The following is a 22693-nucleotide window of genomic DNA, read 5'->3' as shown; positions in this document are numbered from 1 at the left end:
CCGAATTACTTCTTCTTGCTGATGTCTATCATTTTATATAAAAAAAGCACAGGAATCTCATTCCTGTGCAACTTTTTACAATACAATATTGACCTCTTTCTTTTAACGCTGTCTTCCTCAGGCAATTATAACACCTGCTTTTCTGACCTCTATGGAAGCCGCCTCACTCTCACAAATACAATTTCATTCGCCTGCATTAGTATATTCAGTTTTAATGTATGATCCTTTGCCTCCGTTTTTTGAATAATCAGCCTTGGCTCGCACATCCTCCTGAAATATTTGATGTCATTTCTCGACAGCTCGGGTTCGAAATCCAGCTCCTGCCAGATGTTCAGTACGCTTCCGTTCTGTTCGTTGATCCGATACATTTTTATCTTATATCTGCCATCTGCCACATCCCTCAGTTCCAGCTTCAGATCCAGCTCGTCTCTGTCTTCGTAATACTTCCACAGATGTTCTTTTTCAAGTTCATCCTCTTTTGTAAAGTAATAATTATACCCAAGCGTCCTCTGGTTATGACAGACGATTCCATAGGAATCCGCCCCATCCGTTGAGATCAGGTAGTTCTCGCCCTTTCCTGCGCAGTTGGAATAAAGACGTTTCATGAATTCAAAGGCAAATCCCGCCGGTTTTAGAATTCCATCTTTTGTCATTAATCCGGTTCCGCCATTGACGAGTTCATTGGAATCATAATATTCGGAATTCCTGTCACTGCCCAGCCAATATGCCAGATCATCTGCGATCCCATATACATCCAGGAGATTTTTAATAATATAGGCACCTTTAAAGCAGCTGTCATTGATAAAATTTCTGGCCGAGATCGTCATATTCCATTCTGTAACATAAAGTGTTGTATTTTCAAAACCGGTAATCCGCAGCAATTCCCTTTCGCTTTCGACCCGGTGTTTCAGGCATTCATTATCCGTACACCTCTTCGCATAGTGATCCTGCCCATCCACGCCCCTGTCATACGGGAAGATTATCATTGATATAAAATCCGGCTTACTCGCCTGCTTCATCCAGTTCTGGTAGAAAACAATTCTGGACTGTTCTGAATTATCTAACCGGATACCGCATCCTCCTACTTCTATCTTGCTGTTATATTTTTTTACGGTAGACTTCAGTGTACGGAACAGGTCAAAATAAACCACCATGGATTCGGGATCATCCCATTTATTTTCATTAAACCAAAGCTCAATTCTCCAGAAGTCTAATGCCGATCTTCCATACCGCTGGGTAAGATGACGGAACAGCGCCTCTAAAAGCTCTTCCCACTCTTTCACGTTTGCAAACTCCACATTGCGGGTTCCCTCTACTTCCACCTTCTGCACATTGTATGTGATCATACGCGGCTTTGGCCCCATCTCAATATGCGGTTTAATTCCAAACCGAATTAAAAAATCAAGAATTGTATCTATTCTGGAAAAATTATAATGCCCCTCCGATTTTTCAGGATCCAGCAGCATCTCTCTTGTAAACGGATTGCAGAACCGGGCGTACTCAAAATCCAGCGATTCTTTCAGAAGCATGACATGCTCCTGAATCTCCGATTTCAACAGGTCTGAAGCCATACCCACATTGAGGGTGCGCCCCCAGTTTTTCATCTGTTCCGTGTTCTTAACCGAATGACTGTTCTCCTGCTGTTCAACCTGATTTACTTCTTTCTTCTCTGTCTGGCTGGTAATCAGATACTGCTCCAGCCGCTCCTCAATCACCGTGTCTTCCGTCTGCTGCTTCGGCTCTTCTTTCTGTTCCTTTAATCTTTTCCGCAGGGCGGAAGGCGTTTCCCCATATGCCTTCTTAAATGCCTTATTGAACACCGCCACACTGGCAAAACCATTATCATAAGCGATCATGGTAATTGGTGTATTCGTATACATCAGTTCATCGACCGCATGGAACAGTCTGATATTCGTCAGATATTCAGCAAAGTTCATACCATAGTTTTTCTTAAAGAACCGTGAAAGATATCCATTTGACAGGTACAGCTTATCTGCCAGTTCTTTCAGGCTGATCGGCTGGCTGTAGTTGGCGCGGATATAATTATTAATCTGGTCAATACGTTCATCAAATTTATCCCCGTCATCCATTAACTCCTTATCCGCAGTCTGCACAAGGAAATAGCCGGACAGAAGATCCAGCACGCGGTAACACAGGGAAATATGGGCAAAACTGGCCGAGTTGCCCCTGGTTGACAGATGATGGTTCAGAAGTTCTTTTATTGCCGCCCTTAATTTATCATAACGTTCACTTTCATCCTTTGTGGAGTTGCACCAAAAGATGATGTTCATACTGTCAAATAAATCACTGACCATGTTGTACTCTATCAGCAGCTGTGCGTAAAGGATATCCTCCGACCCTTTTAGAGTGTGCATCTTGTTTGCGTTGATGACCAGAATATCCTCCGGGAACATGTGCGTCATCTGCTCCCCGACTTTCACGTCCAGACTGCCCTCCATAATATAGAGCAGTTCTATATCCTGATGAAAATGTTCCGCCTCTTTTGCCGAGTTATGTACCAGTACTCTGATTTTCTCTCTACGTCTGTTGTCCGCCATAATCGCTCCTGCTTATGTAAGATTTTTAGTTTCATTTCTTCTCTTTTTAACTATATACAGATGCAGAATTGAGTTTCAGCATCTGCATAAATTATATCATGCAGGTACCTGTAAGCAATACATATATCTTATTTTACGTTATTTATTTTTTACCAGACTGCATTTATCCCTCCATTTGCCGGAACGATATCTCCCATAGCCGATCAGCATGGAACCGATCCAGCCGACCGGTGTCGCCCACCAGATTCCTGCATATCCGAACAGCGCAGAAAAGGCAAAACCCAGGGCGCCCCTTGCCGTCACTTCCGAAAGGCTCATCCAGATTGTGGGCCGGATATCAGATGCATTCCTCAGGAAATTCTGGAATATGAACACAAAGCCTAAAACCGGCGAAAAGATCGCTGTGACATGTACGATTCCAACCCCGATGCTGATGACTTCCGGATTACTTGTAAAGAGCCTCAGTATCCACTTTGCACCGAGAAACATCACACTCCCCATACTAAAGGTATAAATAATATTAATGATGTATCCCGCATGCAGCCCTTTCACTGCACGTTCTATCTTATTTGCACCGATGTTCTGTCCGCAGAACGTTCCGACTGCGGATCCAATCGCAAAGCTTAAACACATAAATATCTGTTCTGTGCGGCTGCCCGCCGTATATGCCGCAATGACAGTCGTTCCATATGCGTTGACCGCAGCCTGAAGAAGCATGGTTGAAAGCGAAACGATTGATGTAGATATGGCTGCCGGCACTCCTATCCTTATCATCTCCTTCTCCATATATTTCACTGCATGGAATTCCCCCTTGAGAATCTGATATTCACTCATCTTATGATTGATATACCACAGGCAGTAAAGCCCGGAAATGAGCTGGGATATAATGGTCGCAATCCCAACACCCATGACCCCCATTTTAAATACAATGACAAACAGCAGGTCCAGCCCCACATTCAGGATGCTGGCAATGATCAGTGCCACCAGGGGAATTAAGGAATTTCCGATCGCTCTCAAAAATGCGGCCATTCCATTGTACAGGCTTGTAGCCAGAATACCCGCACACATAATCATCAGGTACATGGCTGCATCCCCCATCACATCCTCGGGAGTCCCCAAAATACGGAGCAGGGGCTTTGACAGCACCAATCCTATCATCGTCATGGCCGTACCAACCTGGAAAACGAGAACAAGAGACGTAATATATGCCTTTTTTACCTGCTCCTGGTCTCCGCTTCCAAAGTATTGTGCAATGACAACCGAGGCTCCCGTTGTAAGACCGCTTATCAGTGCAAGGATCAGGTTATATGCAGGAGCACAGGCTCCTACTGCCGCCAGTGCCCCTGCGCCCACATTTCTTCCGACCACTATGGAGTCCACCATATTATAGACTTGCTGAAATACGCTCCCCACAAACATGGGTATCGCAAACAACATAATTATTTTCAAGGGATTTCCCTTTGTCATCTCTCTTTGCATGTTAAAAACCTTCCTATTCCTTTAGAACATACCGAAAAAGTGCCCGTTAAAGGCACTTTTTCATTTCTGTCTGATCTGAACTATTAAATATTTTTTATCAGCTTTTTCACTGGTTTTTCTTCTTTCATTAAACATCTGACCAAAAATTTCTGCAGTGCATCCACGCCAATTCCGACATACACAACTCCCGCGATCATCGCAGCGCCTATCTGAATCGGGAGTGTCCCAATCTCCGCCACCTGCATTGGGCCCATGATGGTCAGCCCGATTGCCCATCCGCAGAGCCAGGACGGTACGAAGATGATCTTCGAAAATGTCTCGCCTATGAGAACGGCTAAGCCCCCCAGAACAAACAATGTAAAATAGAGTTCTACATTTGGATTTCCCTGCAGGGTCTCCATGATCCAGACCGCGAAAAACGCCCAGACATCCCCCAGCAGAAAACCGATTGTAATCTTTGGCGCATTTGATCTGTTATTTCCGTTTGCCACATACAGTCCGGCGCAAATCAGCGCAACTGCTCCCACCGAGACTCCCATGTACGGACTGAGTACCGCCCAGATCGGCGGAAGTAAAGCAATACCAAACGCCAGTGTCAGCATATTGATTCTTTTGAGTTTCTTCTCTTCCACGTTTTCTACTCCCACTCAAAACCATCCCAGATTCTCTTACCGGTATAGTTCTTTACTTTTTCTTTCCCGTCGAGCACACGAATTGCTCCGGCTGCCATTGCTTCCATCTCAAATTCCCCTGGGTAAGCAGTCACAGGAGCAATCCATTCGCAGGATGCTTTGATCCGGGATACAAGATCTTTGTTATGGACCATTCCGCCGCCTAAGAGGATTCCGTCAGTCTTTCCGTGAAGAGCTGCTGCCATAGAACCGATGCATTTTTCAATCTGATAGATCATGGCGTCCCATAACATACCGGCATACCTGTCTCCTGCCTGTCCGCGGCTGTATACCTCCCGCGCATCGGAAACTCCCAGATGGCTTACAAATCCCCCGTTTCTGGTGCAAAGGCTCCTGACCTCTGCAAGCTCCTTATCCTGCGCATATTTTATAAGATCTGAAACAGCGATACTGCCGCACCGGGTCGGCGCCATCGGCCCCTCTCCGCCGACAATATCAAAACCGTCAATCATCCGTCCCTCTCTGTGGGCAGAAATGGAAATGCCTCCGCCGATATGGCATACGATAAAATGGCATTCCTCGTATTTTTTACCCATGGATTCCGCATGGCGGATTGCCGTCTCTTTCAGATTCAGGGCATGAAGGTGAATCGTACGGTACACGCCCCTGATTCCGGTCATTCTTGCCACATCCTGCATTTCATCTACATCGGGGGGATTGACTACGAATCCCCTTCCGCCAAATTCTTTTCGAAATTCTTCCGCCAGCTGGCTTCCGAGCTGCGCCGGATGACTGACCCCATTGGCCCCCTTTATGGCATGGTCCAGCAGCGTCTCATCAATCTCATATGTTCCGCCTTCCATCGGCAGAAGCCCGCCGCCGCGCCCGACAAATGCATCTGTGCCCTCCAGAGAAATATTGTTTTCTTTCAGAAGATTTAAGATCATTTCCTTACGGTAAGGACGCTGGTCCGAAATCCCTGCAAATTCTGCGAGTTTTGCCGCATCATGGCTTACATTTGCAGAAAACACGGTCGTTTCCCCCTCAAACAATGCAATCTTTGTGGAGGTAGAACCGGGGTTGACTGCAAATACTTTATATTGTTTCAAACTGATTCTCCTTTTCTGTTTCCTGCCGCCCTCACTGCACTGATTACCACATTTCCTTTGATTTCAGAGACCGGTGCTCCTCTGGAGCAGTCACAGACAACCTTGTTGAATCCCTGAAGCATAGGCCCGTACGCATCCGCATGACCAAACTGCTGAATCAGTTTCACGCCCACATTGCCGACATTCAGATCCGGCCAGATGATCACATTCGCCTTTCCTGCAACCTGGCTCTCTCTTGTCACTTTCTTTTCAGCGACTGAGGGTGAAATTGCAGCATCAAACTGAAATTCTCCGTCAATAGCGAGTTCCGGCCTTAATTCATTTGCAAGCTGTACCGCCTGTACAACCTTGTCAATTAACTCTCCCTGACCGCTCCCAAGTGTAGAATAGCTGATCATTGCACATCTCGGCTCCCAATCCAGCAGTTCCCTCACTGTATCGCAGGCCGAAACCGCAATAGCTGCAAGCTGTTCCGCATTTGGATTCGTACACACGGCACTGTCCCCGATTGCGAGAAGGCTTCCTTCACTCCCCTCAAAGCCGGGAATATCACAAAGGCCGATACTGGAGATCGTACTGATCCCCGGCCTTAGCCCAATGATCATCTGCCCTGCCAGAAGTACATCCCCTGTCGTATTGTCGATTCCCGCAAAGGTGACTCCCGCCTCACCGACCGCCTCCATTACCATGGCATAATACAATGGATCCTCCATGCGGCGGGCCAGTGCCTTTTCTTTCAGACGAGTATCCGGAAACGCTGTATAGCGCTCAATTAATTTATGTTTATATTCCTCGTCCCTGAGATCCACAAATTCGAATACCCGGGTATCATATCCCCGTTCTTCACTGAGTACCTTTAATTTTTCCACATTTCCCACGAGCACCGGGATGATATACCCCTCCTGTCCCGTTTCAAATGCGGCCTGCATCATCTTCTCATTTTCCGCTTCCGGAAATGCAACCCTCTGAGGATTCAATTTTGCTTTCGCATAAATCTGATCTAATATACTCATCCTTGTTCCCTTCCCAAAATAAAATGGCTTGTAACAGTTCAGACAAGCCTGAACTGTTACGATGGCCTACAACTGTTCTTCCACTTTATCCACAAGCTCACCGATCGTATTGCATGCCGCCGCAGTCTGAAGCTGAACCAGAACATCCAGCTCATTCTCAATCTCTGAAACAAGGCCCACCATCTGAATGGATGCTCCGCCGAGGTCATCTTTGATACTTGTCTCTGCTGTCAGAGTGCTTTCCTCTACGTCATATGATGTTGCTACTAAACCTATAATCTTTGCTTCCAATTCTTTTCTTTCCATTTTTGGCTCTCCTTTTATTTTGTCTGTATGTTTTTTATTCGTCCTCTGTCCAGAATAATGGACAGCCGCTTCATTTTTTTACGCTTCTTCATCTAATGCAAATACGACTGTTTTATACCCGTCCCGCTGAAAGATCTCGGCATGGACCGGAAGCGGAAGTTTATCGAGAAGTTCCCTTCTCTTTTTCTTTGTCATTCCCTTTACAACCGCATTGAATGTGGAGCCCTCTTCCAGTTCCACTTCACCATATGCGTATGGCCCCAAAGCCGAATATTCCGGTTTCGAAGAAAGTGCCGCCGGCATAACGATGGATTTCATGACCGCCCTGCCGCTGACTTCCACCCACTCCATATCCCAGCATCCGCACGTATTGCATGCATAGACCGGCGGAAATTCTACCGCATTGCATTTGGTACATTTACGTCCATATAATCTCCCTTCTTCAAGACCATCATAAAATTTTTGTACTGCTTTTTCCAATTTAATACTCATTCTATTTCCCTCCCAATTCATCCATTGTTCTTAGAAGTACAGCCGCAACGTTTTGTGCACCGCCATATCCTCTGAGCATTGTAGTCTTAGGCAGTTTTTTCACCTGTCTCTCCCCGCATTCCCCCCGCATCTGCATGCATGCTTCATAGACATCTGCAAGGCCGGATGCCGCATGAGCATGACCAAACGAAGTTCTTCCGCCATTTGTATTAATTGGTTTATCTCCGTCATAGGCAGTCCGCCCGTCACAGATATATTTCCAGCCCTCCCCATACGGAAGATATCCTGCAATTTCCGCTGAAATCAGATGTGATGTGATAATAAAGTCATTTGCATAGAAAAGATCCAGTTCTTCTGGTTTTACCCCGGTCACTTCATATACCTGGCGTACCGCCTCCTCTGTTGCACGAATTTCAAAGTGAGGAGTCGTAGATTCACATGCCGCACTGCCGACACCGAGTACTTCTATCGGGGTATGGCTCAGGTTTTGGGCAATTTCAGGAATCATCTCTGTCGCGCATACAATCACAGCGGCCGCGCCGTCGCATTTACGCTCCACCCCTTCCATACGGAGAAAATCCCCCATTTTAGGATTGTAAGGTGATCTCATATAATCTATTACATTGCCAAACCCCTTCTCCTTTGCAATATCCGCAAATTCGGTTCTTTCGAGGGCAAGCGGGCACTTTGCCGCATTCCGGCGGTTGTTGATCGCCATCCAGTTCAGTGCATCGTCCATCTGCTCACTTGTGATTCCCCGTGTACGCACATAATCCTCCGCGGCATCATCGTAAATCAGCTCAATCGGCGCCATCAGGCTTCTTGCATAGGTCCGGTCATAAAGCCAGGCCGTTGTAGCGAGGAACTTATCCATTTTCATCTTATCCCGCCTGTACGGATGTTTTGGGGTTTCCACGCTGTCCGCCGGAGACGGGGTACTGTCGCCAAACTCTACACAGCCCGATAAAACACAGTTGTACTTCCCTGAAGCAACCGCATTTACCGCCTGTTCAATCGCAAGATATCCGGTACAGCAGGCCTCCGAGTGATGAATAGAGCCCTTTCCTTTCATACCGAACCAGTTCCCGATCTGAATATTTGGTGTCAGGTAATTGGAACCATTTAAGGGGCTTGCCTGACCATGAAAATAAAAATCAACATCCTGAGGGTTTACACCGGCATCCTCCATGGCTTTTAATGCTGCATAGCCAAACAGTTCCCCCTCCGTCAATCCGTCTGTCTTTGGATCGTCCACCGTGTACATAAATGGTGTGCATCCAACACCGATAATTGAAACACTTCTGTTGTACTTTCCTAATTTGTTCATACTATTTTCCTTTCCTTATATATACCAGCCGTCACAATTTTAATACAGCCTGCCTGCCTGATTATTTCGGCATTGCCGGTTTTAAGTCCTTTATTGCCCAAGCAGTTTTTTCACCATAGCCACATGCCTTGCCGTCTGTTCGATACTGTCATAACCGCCTTCATCCTCGTACTCTGTCACAATATAACCATCGAACTCAGAATCTGCAATCACCGGAATGATCTCCTCATAAGGAATCGATGCTTCATGCAGATTCTCGTCTACATAATGGCATTTCCCATGCATCTCAAAGCAGTACGGCATGATTTTCTTTAATCCTTCCAGTTCGGCCGCACAGCTCTTTTTGAATTGAACGAATCCGTACATACTGTTTAATGCAGCGCCGAGTGCAGGGCATTTTTCTATATCAGGCCCCATGACTTTCATGGCCCCCTCCATCGGCACCTCATCATATCGAAGCTGTGCACATTTTTCCAGCTGCTTTGCTTCTGCCCCTGCCGCAAGCGCTCTGTCCCAGTATGGTTTATTGGGCTTTGTTGCAAAGCAGCCAAAGTCCGGCACGAATCCTATGTATGTACTTCCCGATCTTTCAATCACATCCACATAGTCCAGAATCGACTGTGTAATCGGACTCTCCGGGTTGTGGATTTCGATTCCTACATGTACATCATAAGCCTCGGCATACGGGGCAATCCTTGCCAGTCCCCGGGGTGAGAGCAGGTACTGCTCACGCATAACAGTACACCCGAGTTTATTGGCTGAGATGATGTCTGTAATCGCCCGTGCCACCATCTCATCCTCTGTGAGATCACGGTCTTTCAGCATTCCGCGGTCCATATTGGCAGAATAACAAACCGGCCCGATCCCATATTTCTCTTTGCATTCATTGATAAATGCTGCAAATTCATCCGATACATACGGATAAGAGGGGATCATCTGGGCCGCCACGATTTCATACCCCTCCGCCCCCATTTCGGCTGCCTTGCGTATCACTCCCTCCAAATCCAGTTCGCCCTTCAGATAAGGGGAACCTAACGAAAATAATGTAATACCTGTTTTTACTCTGGACATAATTTTTCCCCCTAATCTGTGATTGTTAATCTTTTGCTTCCGCAGCTGTCAACCGGCATATACTGATGATCCGGCCCGATCGGCATGTATGGTGAGCGGAAAAACAGTACCACGTCGATATCGTGTTCTCCTTTTGGAAGCCCGCCGGGAAAGCATACACGGATGGTCGCAGGCTTGATTGCCTGCCAGAATTCTGTATAGCATTTATCAAATTCCACCGGACTGAACTCTTTTCCATTCAGACAGAATTTAATTCTCTCGGACGGGACCTCAAAACCGTCAACCTTAACCGCAAACTCATCAATTACAGATAAGAAATGCCCCCGATAGTAGCTTAAACGGATATCAAACTGATACCCCATGTTCTTCCCGTCAACATGATAATTTTTGAGGCTGTCGTCTACGACCACATCCACAAAATTCATTCTCATTGCGAATCCCATTTTATGGCTCCTCCTCTGCTAAAACTTAATTTCTTTGTTTTCTGCCGCTGATTTATAAATGGCATCCAGTACCCTTGTCACTTCCAGCGCTTCTTCCGGTTTTACGAGCGGCTGTGTGCCATTTTGAACTGCTTCCAGCCACTGTCTGCAGTCGATGGTCCCCTCTTCTCCGCCGCCACCGCCAAAATATGCGACGCTTCCGGTCGGTGAGATTGTTTCTTCCATCAGCTGTCCGTTTCTGCCGCGGTTATAAATCAGTTCATTCTTCTGGTAACTCATTCCGGAATGGATCTCGGCCCCGGCCTCTGTACCGCAGAGTGTCGTGGATGCCTCCCGGGAGTTCAGCATATTCAATGCCCAGCTTGCCTCCAGATGAATCGCCGCCCCATTTTTCATTTTTATATATCCAATGGCAGAATCTTCCACTTCATAAGTTTCCGGGTCCCATGGTCCAAACAGATTCCCTTCCGCCGCCTGAGGAAGTCCGCCTAATTTGTAGAATACGGAACCCGATACACTGTCCACCTCATAATTGTTCATGCACCACAGAGTAATATCCAGCGCATGGGTCCCGATATCAATCAGCGGGCCGCCGCCCTGCTGCTGTTTATCCATAAATACGCCCCATGTTGGGACCGCCCTCCGGCGGACTGCATGTGCTTTTCCATAATAGATGTCGCCAAGCTCGCCTTTTTCACATGCCGCATGAAGATTCTGTACCTCCGGCCTGAAACGGTTCTGATAGCCGATCGTGAACTGCATGCCGGATTGTTTCCATGCTTCTGTCATCTTTTCAGCTTCTTCCGTATTATGAGACATCGGTTTCTCACAATATACATGTTTCTTTGCCGCAAATGCCGCAATTGCAATTTCACTGTGCGACACATTCGGCGTACAGATATGTACCACTTCCACATCCGGATCTGCCAGGAGCTCACGGTAATCGGTATATACCTTTGCACCTTCGGCTCCAAACTCTTCCGCCGCTTTTTCCGCCCGCTCCACAATCACATCGCAGAATGCAGTCATTTCATTTAATTCCGCATTATTCTTTAATGCCGGAAAATGTTTCTGATTCGCAATGCCTCCGCAGCCTATAATTCCAATCTTTAATTTATCCATATCTTCCTCCTGTTTCGCCTTATACACTTTATTCTGTGCCCATTGTATTCTTTTTTTCACCGGATTACCTACGAATGATTCACCAAAATATCGGTGCGTTTTTGACCTGTTTTGTCCGCTTTTTGGATTTTAAAAAATCAGGTCAAAATCCGACTGTGTGATTTTTGACCTGATGTATTTCAACTTTTTATTTGGAATTTCTCTCGTCCAGTTCGATTCGAATCTGATCCATCTTCTTTTTATCCAGCTTATACCAGAAGAGCGGAATGGCTGAAATCAAAATACATGCTGCAGGCACAAGGTTGACCACTGCATTGATTCCCATCTTCGCTGCTTCCGTCTGATCTGCATTCGGAACATACCCTGATGCCGCAAGGAGGAGTACACATACGGAACCGGACACCGCCGTCGCCAGTTTTACGCCAAAACTCATGTAAGAATAGGTAAGCCCCTCTTCACGGATTCCGTATTTCCAGTCCCCGTATTCAATACAGTCGGAAAGCATTCCTGTACAGATATTGCTTGCAGAATTTGCAAGTCCGATAAAAGCACTTACCGCGATCAAAAAGAGATTATTATTCGCAGGTACGACAAACATAATGACAAATGCAATGATCTGGATAAAGTTCAGCATCAGCAGCCAGTTGCGCTTTCCAAATCTGGCCGTAGCCCAGGGAAGCATTACGCACCCAATCAGCTGGAAGATGGTCATAGTGGTGTAGATTGGCGCGATCATTGTAAAAGATCCTACCACATAGATTACGTAATATGTGAGCATTGCCATGCGTCCCATGATTGCCATCGCACCCAGAAATACACAGAACACCGTAATCATCAGCATCTTGTTTTTACATAAAAGCTTCAGGGAAACCCAGACCGGTTTTCTTTCTGCTTTTTCCACCACCGGCTGTACGTAAACCGTTTCCTTACATTTCCATGCACAAAGCCAAAAGCAGGGTAATAATATAATGGAGCAAATTAACGTGGTCATAAAATAACCGTGTGCATTTGGTGTGTCACCTTTGCTGAAATATAATATCGTTGGCATCGCCACTGCCGACAGAATCATCTGAACCACACCAGATCCAACCGCTCTTGCCGAGGTGTAATTCATACGTACCTGTGAATCCCTGGCAATCAGGTTTACCAGACCGCCGTATGTCACATAGACCGCCGTATAAGCCATGCCTGCGCCGATATAGCAGATCAGGCAGATTACAATTTTCAAGACTCCGGTTACCGGGAAAACCGTAAAGGTTAAGAGATTGAAAATAGCCAAAAATGGCGGCGCGAACATTAGATAGGGCCTGAATTTCCCCCATCTTGACCTCGTGCGGTCCGCAACCGCTCCCATCATCGGATCATTTACAGCGTCCCATATGCGGGCAACCAGCATAATCAGCGAAATGGCCGATGCCGATAAGCCGACAATATCCGTATAAAATAATGTGAGATATGTATTAATCATATACCAGCTGAGCTGCGAACCAACTTCCCCAAAGCTATAGAAAAATCCTAACTTTTTATCGGTTCTTTCCTGTATTGGTGCCTGTTTTTCGTTTTCCATAATTTCCTCCCGTGCTGTTTATTTCTTGATAATGAAATCTTAACACGCAGGCTTATTTCCCACTTATTTCTATTTGTTTATAATTTCTTTATAATTTGTTCTGTTTTCCGGCCATACATGCTTTTTTATTCTACGGACAAATATAAGCTCTTCATTTTTGCCCTCACCGGTCTTTTACTCTCTATTGTTCGGTAATAATGATTGTCTGAACCTCCTGCGCCTTCAAAATTGTCTCTATTTCAAGCACCTCATTTGTCACTTCCAGCGATTCAATCTGCATTCCCGGCTGAGTGATCTCTCTGTAATACTCAATCTCTGTGGCAGACAGATCATCGTAATACCCAATTTTCCCCCATTCCGCCTGAATATCGCCATGATCTCTGTTCACATAGTATTTTTTCACCTGATAAGTGCCATTCTGTACATTTCTAATTTTAAAATTGATCTGCAGGGACTCATTATTCTCGTATAAAGTATTGAGCCTTTCAAAGGGAATCTCGTTTTCTTCCTGCAGGTAATACCTGAAATTAAAATGCCTGTAATTATGGCAGCAAATGGAAAACCTTTTCTTATTATCGCCTGTTATAATCGCATTCCTGCTTTTAGAGAGCAGGTTTTTCTCTAATTTGTTTAAAAAACTGTATGCATAAAAGACCGATTTTCGGATCATGTCCCGCGTAATCAGCCCGCAGCCGCCAAAAAGAATGCGCTTTGTATCGTAGTAGTCAGAGAATAAATCTGTCGCAACCCAGTAGCCGATCATATCCGCCTCCTGGCTGTTCTGAATCAGGTTTTTCATGACATATGCAGACTTATAACAGCTGTCATTTATGGGATTCCGGTTGGAAAGGGTATTGCTCCACTCTGTCACAAAAAACCTGGGGATATCAAAGCCCTCCTCCGCGCAGATTCGCTTCGCCTCCCGGATCTGATTATACAGATAACTTTCATCCGAAGAATATGCATTTCGTCCCCCGTCCAGCAGATCTTCATTCATAATATACGGGTAAGAATAAATGGACAGAAAATCCAGTTTCAGATTCTTTTTCTTCCAGATTCTGATATTTTCCACAAAATCCTTTTCCACATAATTCAGGCACAGGCCCGCGCCGCCGATTTTAACATTGGGGATATAACTCTTAAAAATGTGATACAGGTTCTGGAAGGTTTCTGCGTAGGAAGAAGGGTCTACCTTCGTTTTCAGCACCGGATTTTTTTCCAGTTCAAAATACCAGGTTTCCACCTCTTCCACACCGTACCGTTTCACAAGATGCTTCACAAATTCTATCAGAAAACCTTTGCTTTTCTCTAAGATTTTAAATTGATTCAAATCCCCGCCGCCCGTAATATTGTGCTGGATGTTTTCATAGATTTCCTTTGTCTTAAATCCCATCTCGACAAACGGTTTTGCTTCGATCTGCAGTATAAAATCAAAGACTTTATCCAGCAGGTTAAAATTGTATTCTGATTTATTCTCATCCAGCTGAATCATCATCTCATCAGAGATCACATTCCAGATTCTTACATATTTTATCTTTAATTTATCAATCAGGTACCGGACATGCTCACGGTAATCAAAGCGCAGAAGATCCTCTGCTCTCCCGGCATTGAGCATCTGGTTCCAGTTAAAATCCATGGCCCTGCTTATTTGTGCATCCGCCTCCACAGAGGTCACCGCCAGATCTTCTGCCGGTTTTACTTCCACCTTATTATATGTCAGATAGTTTTCGACTCTTTTTAAAGTTTCTTTATCTGCCTCTTCTTTTTTAACCGTCTCCCTTTTTTCCAGTGTTTCTTTCCGGTATTCTGCGGGTGTCATATGATAAATTTCCCGGAACGTCCGATTAAATCCTGTAAGATTGGGAAATCCGCTGTCCAGCGCAATACGCACAATCATTTTGTCACTGTAGATCAATTCACTAACCGCATGCTCCATCCTGATGTTATTTAACAGCTTCAAAAAGCTCATTCCAAAATTCTTTTTGATATATTTGGAAAGATAAGCATTGGACAGATACAGTTTATCCGCCAGTCCCTGCAGCGTGATCTGCTCCCGAAAGTTCGTCATGAGCTCATTTAGGATGTCATTCATTCTCTCATCCGAGATTCCCCTGAGGGACTCGTATTGCCTCATCCCTTTTTTCACGATGAATTCCGAGGTCAGAATATAAAGGAGCTGGTATGCAATGCTGTTTCTTAAAATATTTCCCTGCCCCTCATCCGTATGGTAATAATTAAAAAGCTGCCGGATAAAATACCGCAGATTGTCATAGCTCTCTGATTTTTCTTCTGCAGAATTGCACAGGAAATACACGCTCCCGCCGCCGAACATCCCCATCAGCTGTATATAGTCAATAAATATGCTGCCGACCAGCACCTCTCCTTTTGACCTGTAACAATGCCGGACATTTGTGTTTACCAGAAGAAACTCATCCGTTTTTAACAGCTTTTTCTCTTTTTCAAAAATAACTTCTAAAACGCCATCAAGGACATAGATAATCTCTATGTCCTGATGAAAGTGCATTTCTTTATTCGGTTTTGTTGAAAACTGACACGTCACAATGCTTTCGCTCTGCATGCTGCCCTCCTCATTTTTCTATGATAAGCTGAACATCCCCATGCATCCCCGTCGGAAGTTTGCTTTCAAAGCTGAAGGTAAAAGGCGGCGCAGGATATTTGACCTGCTCTCTTTCCAGTGTTGTTGCAACTTCAATACGCATGTGGTTTTCCCCCTGTTTTACAGCCGCTGTTATATCATATACAAAGGGGTCTGCAATCTTTTTTTCAAAGGCAATGTCATTTACCCATAGCTGCATGACATCATTGACATGCTGTGCCCGAAAATATACCCTGCCAGACGCGTCTATCTCTATCGTCTTCTCATATGCAATAATGCCGGAAAACCTGCTGTCTAATCTGGAGTAAGGTATGAGCTTGTCCATCTTTTGGCCGTCCGAAAATTGGGGATACTCAATTGCTCTTGCCGTAAAAACTTCCCAGTCCGCTGCAATATCCAGCGTTACTATATCTTGTCCTAATACTTGAGACAGGGGTTTATATACCGGAAGTCCGCTTCCCTCTATTCCCTCTATCACTGCAATTGACTGTCCGGGCAGTAATTCCAGTTCAAATGCCTGCCGTTCCTCTTCCTTTACTGTTTCCAGTGATAAGAACCTGTTCTCCAGTCCCTCATAGACGGCCAGGGGCTGCTCAGAGCGGAGGATCACCGTGCCATGATATGTCTGTTTTGCGGATTCATTTACAAACATATATACATCCTGTTTTTTCTCATAATGATATACACTCAGCATTGCATATTCTTCTTTCAGCTCCACATCATAATATCCTTTTTTCTTCAGCCCCGCAGCCAGCTCTGCAAGAGGCATCACTTCTGTATTCGCAGTTATTTTCTGAAGCAGTGCCCTGCTATCTGATTCGGATGCATCCACAATGCATTCCGGCACCTTGTTTAAAAAGATCACTTCTACTTCCGGGTGATTAATCATCCACTCGGCAAATACCAGAGGTATCCTCTGTGCAGGCGGTACTACTAAAGCTTCAAATCTTACGTCATGAATCGTCAGCTTCCCGTCTCTGATCTCCGTCTGATAGCGTTCTGTTTCAATTAGCATATCAATGGCCGTTATATCAAAATCAATCTGATGCTCTGTCAGCGCTCTGGATACTTTCTGCATGGGGATATAAGACCCGCCCCACTCCAGCTCTGCATCATACAGTACCGCCACAGATGCCTTGTGCTTCCCGTTATTCAATAATTCACACATCCGGTTGGCATACAGCATCAGTTCTTTGAAATAAGGGTACTCCGGGTTATTTCCCCTGGCGTAGAAGTGAGGTGCACAGTCCGGATCAGGATATTCCGCCATAGAAAATGCATGCGGTACAAGGCAGTTTACTCCCTGTACAAGAAGATGATCCAGTATAAAACGCATCTCCTTCACGCCTGTCCTCCACCCGGCTGCCCCAAACAGCTCACACATCAGCCTGCCCTTTTTCTTCGGATCCAGATGTGCACTGGAAGCCCCCAGCTTGCCAAGAAGGTACTGGAAGAATTCTCCATCGATATCCACCATATTGTGCCTTGTCTGTACGGGTGCACCAAAGGCGATCTGCCCGCCGATTGCATCAATCCCGGCCATATGCTGTCCGTCCATGGCCCGGAAATAGTGTGCCGTTCCCATTCCCAGTCTGGAATGTGCATTGTTGTCTTCCACCACATGCCCGATGTACTCCACACCATGTTCACTGCACCAGTTTCCAAGCAGATTACTGAAGTTCCTTTGATAAAGCCTGGATGCCATATTCATATATTCATAGCGCATGCGCGGGCATTCCTCCATCTCTTCTGTGTCCATCCACAGATAGGGAAGATAAACGCCCCATTCGCCGTCAAATATCTGCTCCAGCCAGTTTTCGGCATCTTCACTCCACGGAATCGGCATCTTCTCTTTACCTACAACAGAGTCACAGGGAAAGAGCGGCTCATTGCCGAACTGCGGTTCGTCCGAAAAGAATCCCGCAATGGTTGTCCCGAATTTGTCCTTAAAGTGCTCGTAATGTGGAATATATACTGCCTCCAGCTGTGTATAGCAGGACTGCTCATCCAAAAGATTAATATACTCCTCGCTGCCCCCGTCGGTTCGGGTTGTATATACTGTCATAATCCGGTATGCGCCTGCCGGGATCTGAAGCGTCAGTTCCCCATTTTCATCCACAAGTCCCGTCACATCCCGGCACCCTTCACAGATCGTTTTATCATGTCCAAGCTTGATTAGCAGTACCTTTTTCACTTTATTTTCGGCGCGCTCTTCAAAATTAATCTTTTTGTCCGGCTCCCAGAACACCACTCCCGGAGCCTTCATCTGATTGATATCAAAAGACAGTTCTTCCCCGGTTCCATTAACATCACACACTTCATAGTTTAAATAGAGTTTCTTCCTCTCCGGATATTTTTCCGAAATCAGTCCGTTTGCATACCCCGTTGGGAAATGCTTATCATCCAGAATCCATACTTTCATTCCAAGGCGTTCTGCTTCCTCAATCACAACGCCGAGATCCTTCCACCATCCTTCTTTTCCAAATTCCGGATGGGGCCGGGCTTCTACACAAACTGCACGGATACCGCATTCATAAATTTTTTCTATTTCCGTGCGGATGATCGTCTGATCTTCCCCCTTCATCCATAAAAAGGGAAGAATATAATTATCAGTTTCATTGTTCTCCAGTTTTTCCATCCAATTCTCCATATCTCTCCTTACAGTTTCCATAGCTGTCCCTGTCCACTTCAAACGGGGGTCTGTCAAATGCAGCATATGGGGCCTTCAATGCCTTTAGATTTTTTATGGTTCCGGAAGGCTGTGCCCGGGTTTTAATCTCCTCAGAATGTTCTGCCTTTCCGCCCCATCTCAGGCGGGAACGGTTTAATTCCCCTTCTGTAAAATGTACCTTTATTTTCCCATCCTCGACAGACAGATCGCCATGGCTGCCGCAGACAACACAATCCACAGTCTTTGCATCATGGGAGACCTGCAAAATACGCGTATGGCAGAGAGGGCAGACGCCTTCCTCCTCCCCTCTCCACCGGACTCTCTCTTCTTCCGTTTCAGCATTTAAAGATTCCATAATATGCTGTCCCACCTTTGACATGCGCTCCATCATTTCCGGATATCCAAGAACAGACTCATGTGCCATAGCGCCGTAATATTCGACCGAATCAATCACATCGATGGCCAATGGGAATGTAAATTCAAACATCATCGGTAGTGTCAGGGCAATCCAGTTCTCCGTCATCGCCCCGCCCACGGAAATCAGAGCTGCGGTTCTCTTCTTAAATGATCTGGCATCCGGTAATTCTGATTCTGGTTTTCCTGCCGCCCGCCCTTCCTCATAGGCTGCTTTACGGAAGGTAATATCATGGCTTGGTCCGATTCTGTCACAGATTGTCTTAAACCTTCCGGTTACAGATGTCTCATATGTAGGGCAAGCCAGAATAACAGCATCCGACTGCATAACACATTCATCCAGAATATCAAAATCATCGTGCTTTATACAATATCCGCGCCCTCGGCCAGTCATGGTTCCAATTGTACATGCGATGCATCCCGTACAATTTTCAACTTCCAGATCATCGGCCCGGATAAATGCAGTCTCACATCCGGCTTTCTCACATTCCATAAGTGCCTGCTTTACCATAATGTCACAATTACTCATTTTCCTGCCAAATGAAACACCTAATACTTTTTTTGCCATATCTTCACCTCATATTATTTTTGATCCGTTATGGCAAGTATACAGTCCTCAATGCTTTGATTCTGTTCCTTTTTTGTTTTACATGGCCTTATTTTTTTATATAAAAGAATTCTTTTATACGGTCTGGTTTAAAACAGCAAATATCCGGCATATATTTTTGTCATTCTGTTTCTTCTTTCCAGTTAAATATTTTCTGGACTGCCCTTTCCTCTTCCCCGCAGCCATAAGATCTGCAGTCGACTCTGACGGCGTCCTTATGTTTGGAAAGAATTAGAATCCAATCTTCCTCAACGCCCTCTGTCGGTGCCTGACAATGAAGGGCGGCATCTTTACGCTCTGTCTCCCGGACCTGCTCCATCCTGCCGCTGCGCGGATTCATCCAGCCAATATACACGTTCCCCGGCTCCAGACGGCTGATGTCAATCTCTTCTGAACCGCCCTGCGGAAAATAGACAAACAGCAGCCCTGAATCTTCGAGCCAGCAGGCCTGCTTATGTTCATCTGGAATATCTTCCGGCTTTTTTGCCTGCGACACCAATACTTCCCGGCACGGAACACATCTCTGCAAAGGATAGCTCTCCTGAAAGTCCCTGAGATATTTCATCTGTTTTGCCCCCTCTGCCTCCAGTGCCTCTGCCCATGTGTATGTTGTCCCCTCATTTCTTTCTGCCTCCGAAATACTGCACCACATGGACGCGTGGCCATAGGTGTATCCGAACGCCCCCGAAAACAGGCTCCAGTATGCCCTTTTCCGCACAATCCAGGAACCGTGAAATTCCGTCATCACAGGCCAGCTCGTCGGCATCATCTCATAGGCCGGTTCCCCGTCCCACACAGGCATTGTCTGCTGCCGGTCATATTCTTTTTTCACCAGATCATAGTTTCTGATCCCTTTTCCATGGCCTGATTGGAGCATAATAAAACTTATCCAGGCTTCTTCATCTGTCCAATATGACATGGTGGAACACTCGCCAGTCTCCATCTCGTAGCAGGCATGATACGTGATAAGCAGTTCTTTCCAGACCTCAGGCTCCCGGTTATATTTTAGCTCCCGCCCGGTTATTCCAATTGCCAACCCTTCTGCAAGACGGCGCCAGACATCCCGGTAGTCCGTCCCTTTATGGATCGGCTGCCGATCTCCTCCCAGGCACCAGAGAATGTTATTTTTCTCTTTGTATCTGTCTCCAATCCACCGGCCATATTGATAGGCATTTTCTGCTGTCACCGTTTTTCCGAAAGTCTCACCCATCCAGTTCTCACCTACAACAAGCTGCCCCCATACCGGAAGCAGCAGAACATAAAATCCGTACGCCTCTGCCCTGTCGAGAATCCAGTCCAGATAGCGGAAGTATTCCTCATTCGGTTTATTCAGATCGTTTTCTTTCAGTGCCTTTACTCCAGCCGGGCTGCGCATCTCTTCATCACGCTCCGGATCGAGCGCAACAATCTGCAGTACTGTGAATCCCTGCGACTTTCTTTTTTTCATATAGTATTCGATATCATCCCACTTCAACCGCTGCGGAAGGGTCCACGCCGTATCTGCCAGCCAGCAGAATGGCTGACCATTATCATTCACAAAATACCGGCCATTTTTTGATATTCTTAATTTTTCCATGATTGACCTCTTTTTTCTTTATTTTTTGCTCCATTTTGCTTATGATAGTATTCTATCCTATTATCTGCCGGCCGGCTGTCCTCTTATCGATCATAATTGCAGGTCTTTTTTGACCATTTTTTTCTGCCGGCCCAAAGAGGTCAATATTTATATCTGCTTTTTTGCCCTGCAGATCCCCTGCAGGCATTTATGATAGAACTCGGCTTTCCCCACCTTTTTTGCAAGACCATTTTGTTGGAAATCACAAAAAATTTTAGTAGGTTGCTGCACCTCAAGCAGACACCCGCTCTGCTGTCCACTCAGGACTCGCTTGCTGCGTTAGAGCGGGAGACTTTCACCCACCAAACTACACCCCCTTAACTGGGAGTACCCTATAGCACAAAATAAAAACATCCCTGCAGGACAATCAAGAAGCTTTACACTTGCTTGTCTTGTGGGGATGTTCTTTTTATCCAGCATTATACATGACATTCCTGTTCACCGTATATTTGTTCTGGTGCACTGCCGTATTGATATTCGTCCTTATAACCTGCCCGGATCTCACTGCTGCCTAACGCTGGCCTTTCCAGTACTTAACCATATATTTCTCAGCCTGGACCAGATCCAATCCAAATTTTTCTGCTACCTGATCTTTGGAAGACTCCCTGGAACAATTCAATTCCCTACAAAACTCTATCAATACCCGTATTCCCTCCTGCAAGCCATTCTGACGGCCTTCCTGCAGCCCCTCCTGGCGACCGGCCTGCAAGCCCTCCTCGCGGCCTGACTGCAAGCCCTCCTGACGGCCTTCTTCTTTCACATGCCGCATGTGTTTTTCCTCATCATATTCGTAGATACTCACACTTTTCGCCTCCGCTCTGTTCTTTCTTAGGAATTCTGCCAGAATATCATCCCTGATGCATTCTGTGATTGCCATTTCCACTGCCGCCTCAAGACTCATACTTCCGGCGTATTCCCTTACTCTCGCTACATACACTGAATAGTCCTTCAATGTCTTGCATGTATCTAATAACTTCTTATTGTGCCCCTGATTTATATTGAACATGACTGCCGTCAGCTCAAGAGCATACTCTTGTTCCGGAATTGTAAATGTATCGGAAAGCCTCAATACTCTCACATCCTCCATTTTCCCGGTACCATTGTAAAAGATCACAAACCTCGGCGTTGGGAGCGTTACAGCCTTTGTCCCATATAAGTTTGCATCTTTCGTGATGACTGAATATAAGTCTGCCACATACATCAGGCAGCGCAGCGGAAGGTTGGGACTGTAAGTGGACTGATGCTCATATAACGCCAGACGGGAATCTATAATAAATGACAGGTCATTCCTCATTGACATGTATATTGCATTTTCCAGGGTATTGATTTCCAGCAATTGGGGATCCTCGTAATCTGTTCCGTTCATTGCATTATACAATTCCAGTAATGCCTTCTTTTCGCTGAATAACATTTCGAACAGCCTGGACTTATAAGTACGCTTCACGTGCGTCCCACTCTCAATTTCACTTACCGGCTCATCTTTGATCTGCTGTACTGTTTCCTTGCTTCTTGTGTTTTTTGTGTCTTTCTGCATATATCTGCCTCCTTCGTAATTGCGCAGGAGGCTCCAAATACCCTGCTGTCCATAGCCGAAACCTCTCTGCTGTTTAAAATAGAATCCAAAGCATTGAGATTTCTTTTGTTGATATC

Annotated in this window: 17 protein-coding genes; all 17 read right to left on the bottom strand. The window is 45.8% G+C overall.

The window, feature by feature from the left end:
• Positions 1–149: 149 nt before the first annotated feature.
• The gene (locus HMPREF0240_RS03085; RefSeq protein ID WP_009001988.1) at positions 150–2558 is read right to left on the bottom strand and encodes a helix-turn-helix domain-containing protein; all 2409 of its coding nucleotides are present in this window, start codon (positions 2556–2558) and stop codon (positions 150–152) included.
• Between the two features lie 138 nt (positions 2559–2696).
• Entirely contained in the window at positions 2697–4037 is a 1341-nt protein-coding gene (locus HMPREF0240_RS03080) for an MATE family efflux transporter (protein ID WP_009001987.1), read from the bottom strand.
• Between the two features lie 83 nt (positions 4038–4120).
• Positions 4121–4684, bottom strand: a complete 564-nt coding sequence (locus HMPREF0240_RS03075; RefSeq protein ID WP_347462543.1) for a DUF1097 domain-containing protein — start codon at positions 4682–4684, stop codon at positions 4121–4123.
• Entirely contained in the window at positions 4675–5778 is a 1104-nt protein-coding gene (gene buk / locus HMPREF0240_RS03070; RefSeq protein WP_009001985.1) for a butyrate kinase, read from the bottom strand. The genes HMPREF0240_RS03075 and buk overlap by 10 nt, the downstream gene beginning before the upstream one ends.
• On the bottom strand, positions 5775–6791 hold the full coding sequence (locus HMPREF0240_RS03065) for a phosphate acyltransferase (RefSeq protein ID WP_009001984.1): 1017 nt from the start codon (positions 6789–6791) through the stop codon (positions 5775–5777). Before HMPREF0240_RS03065 ends, buk begins: the two co-directional genes overlap by 4 nt.
• A 66-nt stretch (positions 6792–6857) precedes the next feature.
• On the bottom strand, positions 6858–7097 hold the full coding sequence (locus HMPREF0240_RS03060; protein ID WP_009001983.1) for an acyl carrier protein: 240 nt from the start codon (positions 7095–7097) through the stop codon (positions 6858–6860).
• Positions 7098–7175: 78 nt separating this feature from the next.
• Positions 7176–7589 carry a zinc ribbon domain-containing protein gene (locus tag HMPREF0240_RS03055; RefSeq protein ID WP_035312309.1) on the bottom strand — a complete coding sequence of 138 codons (414 nt, stop codon included), beginning with the start codon at positions 7587–7589 and terminating at the stop codon, positions 7176–7178.
• 1 nt (position 7590) lies between these two features.
• On the bottom strand, positions 7591–8916 hold the full coding sequence (locus HMPREF0240_RS03050; RefSeq protein ID WP_035312308.1) for a thiolase family protein: 1326 nt from the start codon (positions 8914–8916) through the stop codon (positions 7591–7593).
• A gap of 90 nt (positions 8917–9006) precedes the next feature.
• A complete protein-coding gene (locus HMPREF0240_RS03045) occupies positions 9007–9987 on the bottom strand; it encodes a TIM barrel protein (RefSeq protein WP_009001980.1) in 981 nt (326 codons plus the stop codon).
• Positions 9988–9998: 11 nt separating this feature from the next.
• A complete protein-coding gene (locus tag HMPREF0240_RS03040) occupies positions 9999–10430 on the bottom strand; it encodes a DUF6379 domain-containing protein (RefSeq protein ID WP_009001979.1) in 432 nt (143 codons plus the stop codon).
• A gap of 18 nt (positions 10431–10448) precedes the next feature.
• Positions 10449–11552, bottom strand: coding sequence for a Gfo/Idh/MocA family oxidoreductase (locus HMPREF0240_RS03035; RefSeq protein ID WP_009001978.1), 1104 nt, complete (start codon positions 11550–11552; stop codon positions 10449–10451).
• 187 nt (positions 11553–11739) lie between these two features.
• Positions 11740–13119 carry an MFS transporter gene (locus HMPREF0240_RS03030; RefSeq protein ID WP_009001977.1) on the bottom strand — a complete coding sequence of 460 codons (1380 nt, stop codon included), beginning with the start codon at positions 13117–13119 and terminating at the stop codon, positions 11740–11742.
• Positions 13120–13300: 181 nt separating this feature from the next.
• Positions 13301–15697 (bottom strand): helix-turn-helix domain-containing protein, encoded by a 2397-nt coding sequence (locus HMPREF0240_RS03025; protein ID WP_009001976.1) that lies wholly within the window; start codon positions 15695–15697, stop codon positions 13301–13303.
• A gap of 10 nt (positions 15698–15707) precedes the next feature.
• Complete coding sequence (locus tag HMPREF0240_RS03020) at positions 15708–18386, bottom strand: hypothetical protein (protein ID WP_009001975.1); 2679 nt, start codon at positions 18384–18386, stop codon at positions 15708–15710.
• Entirely contained in the window at positions 18352–19389 is a 1038-nt protein-coding gene (locus HMPREF0240_RS03015) for a flavodoxin family protein (protein WP_009001974.1), read from the bottom strand. The genes HMPREF0240_RS03020 and HMPREF0240_RS03015 overlap by 35 nt, the downstream gene beginning before the upstream one ends.
• Positions 19390–19549: 160 nt before the next feature.
• Positions 19550–21004, bottom strand: a complete 1455-nt coding sequence (locus tag HMPREF0240_RS03010) for a DUF4038 domain-containing protein (protein ID WP_242833286.1) — start codon at positions 21002–21004, stop codon at positions 19550–19552.
• 550 nt (positions 21005–21554) lie between these two features.
• Positions 21555–22577 (bottom strand): hypothetical protein, encoded by a 1023-nt coding sequence (locus tag HMPREF0240_RS03005; RefSeq protein ID WP_009001972.1) that lies wholly within the window; start codon positions 22575–22577, stop codon positions 21555–21557.
• Between the last annotated feature and the right edge of the window lie 116 nt (positions 22578–22693).

This window comes from Clostridium sp. D5 (assembly GCF_000190355.1).
Classification (GTDB): Bacteria; Bacillota; Clostridia; order Lachnospirales; family Lachnospiraceae; genus Faecalicatena; species Faecalicatena fissicatena_A.
The sequence above is the reverse complement of the archived record's forward strand: the minus strand, read 5'-3'. Positions and strand labels throughout refer to the sequence as shown.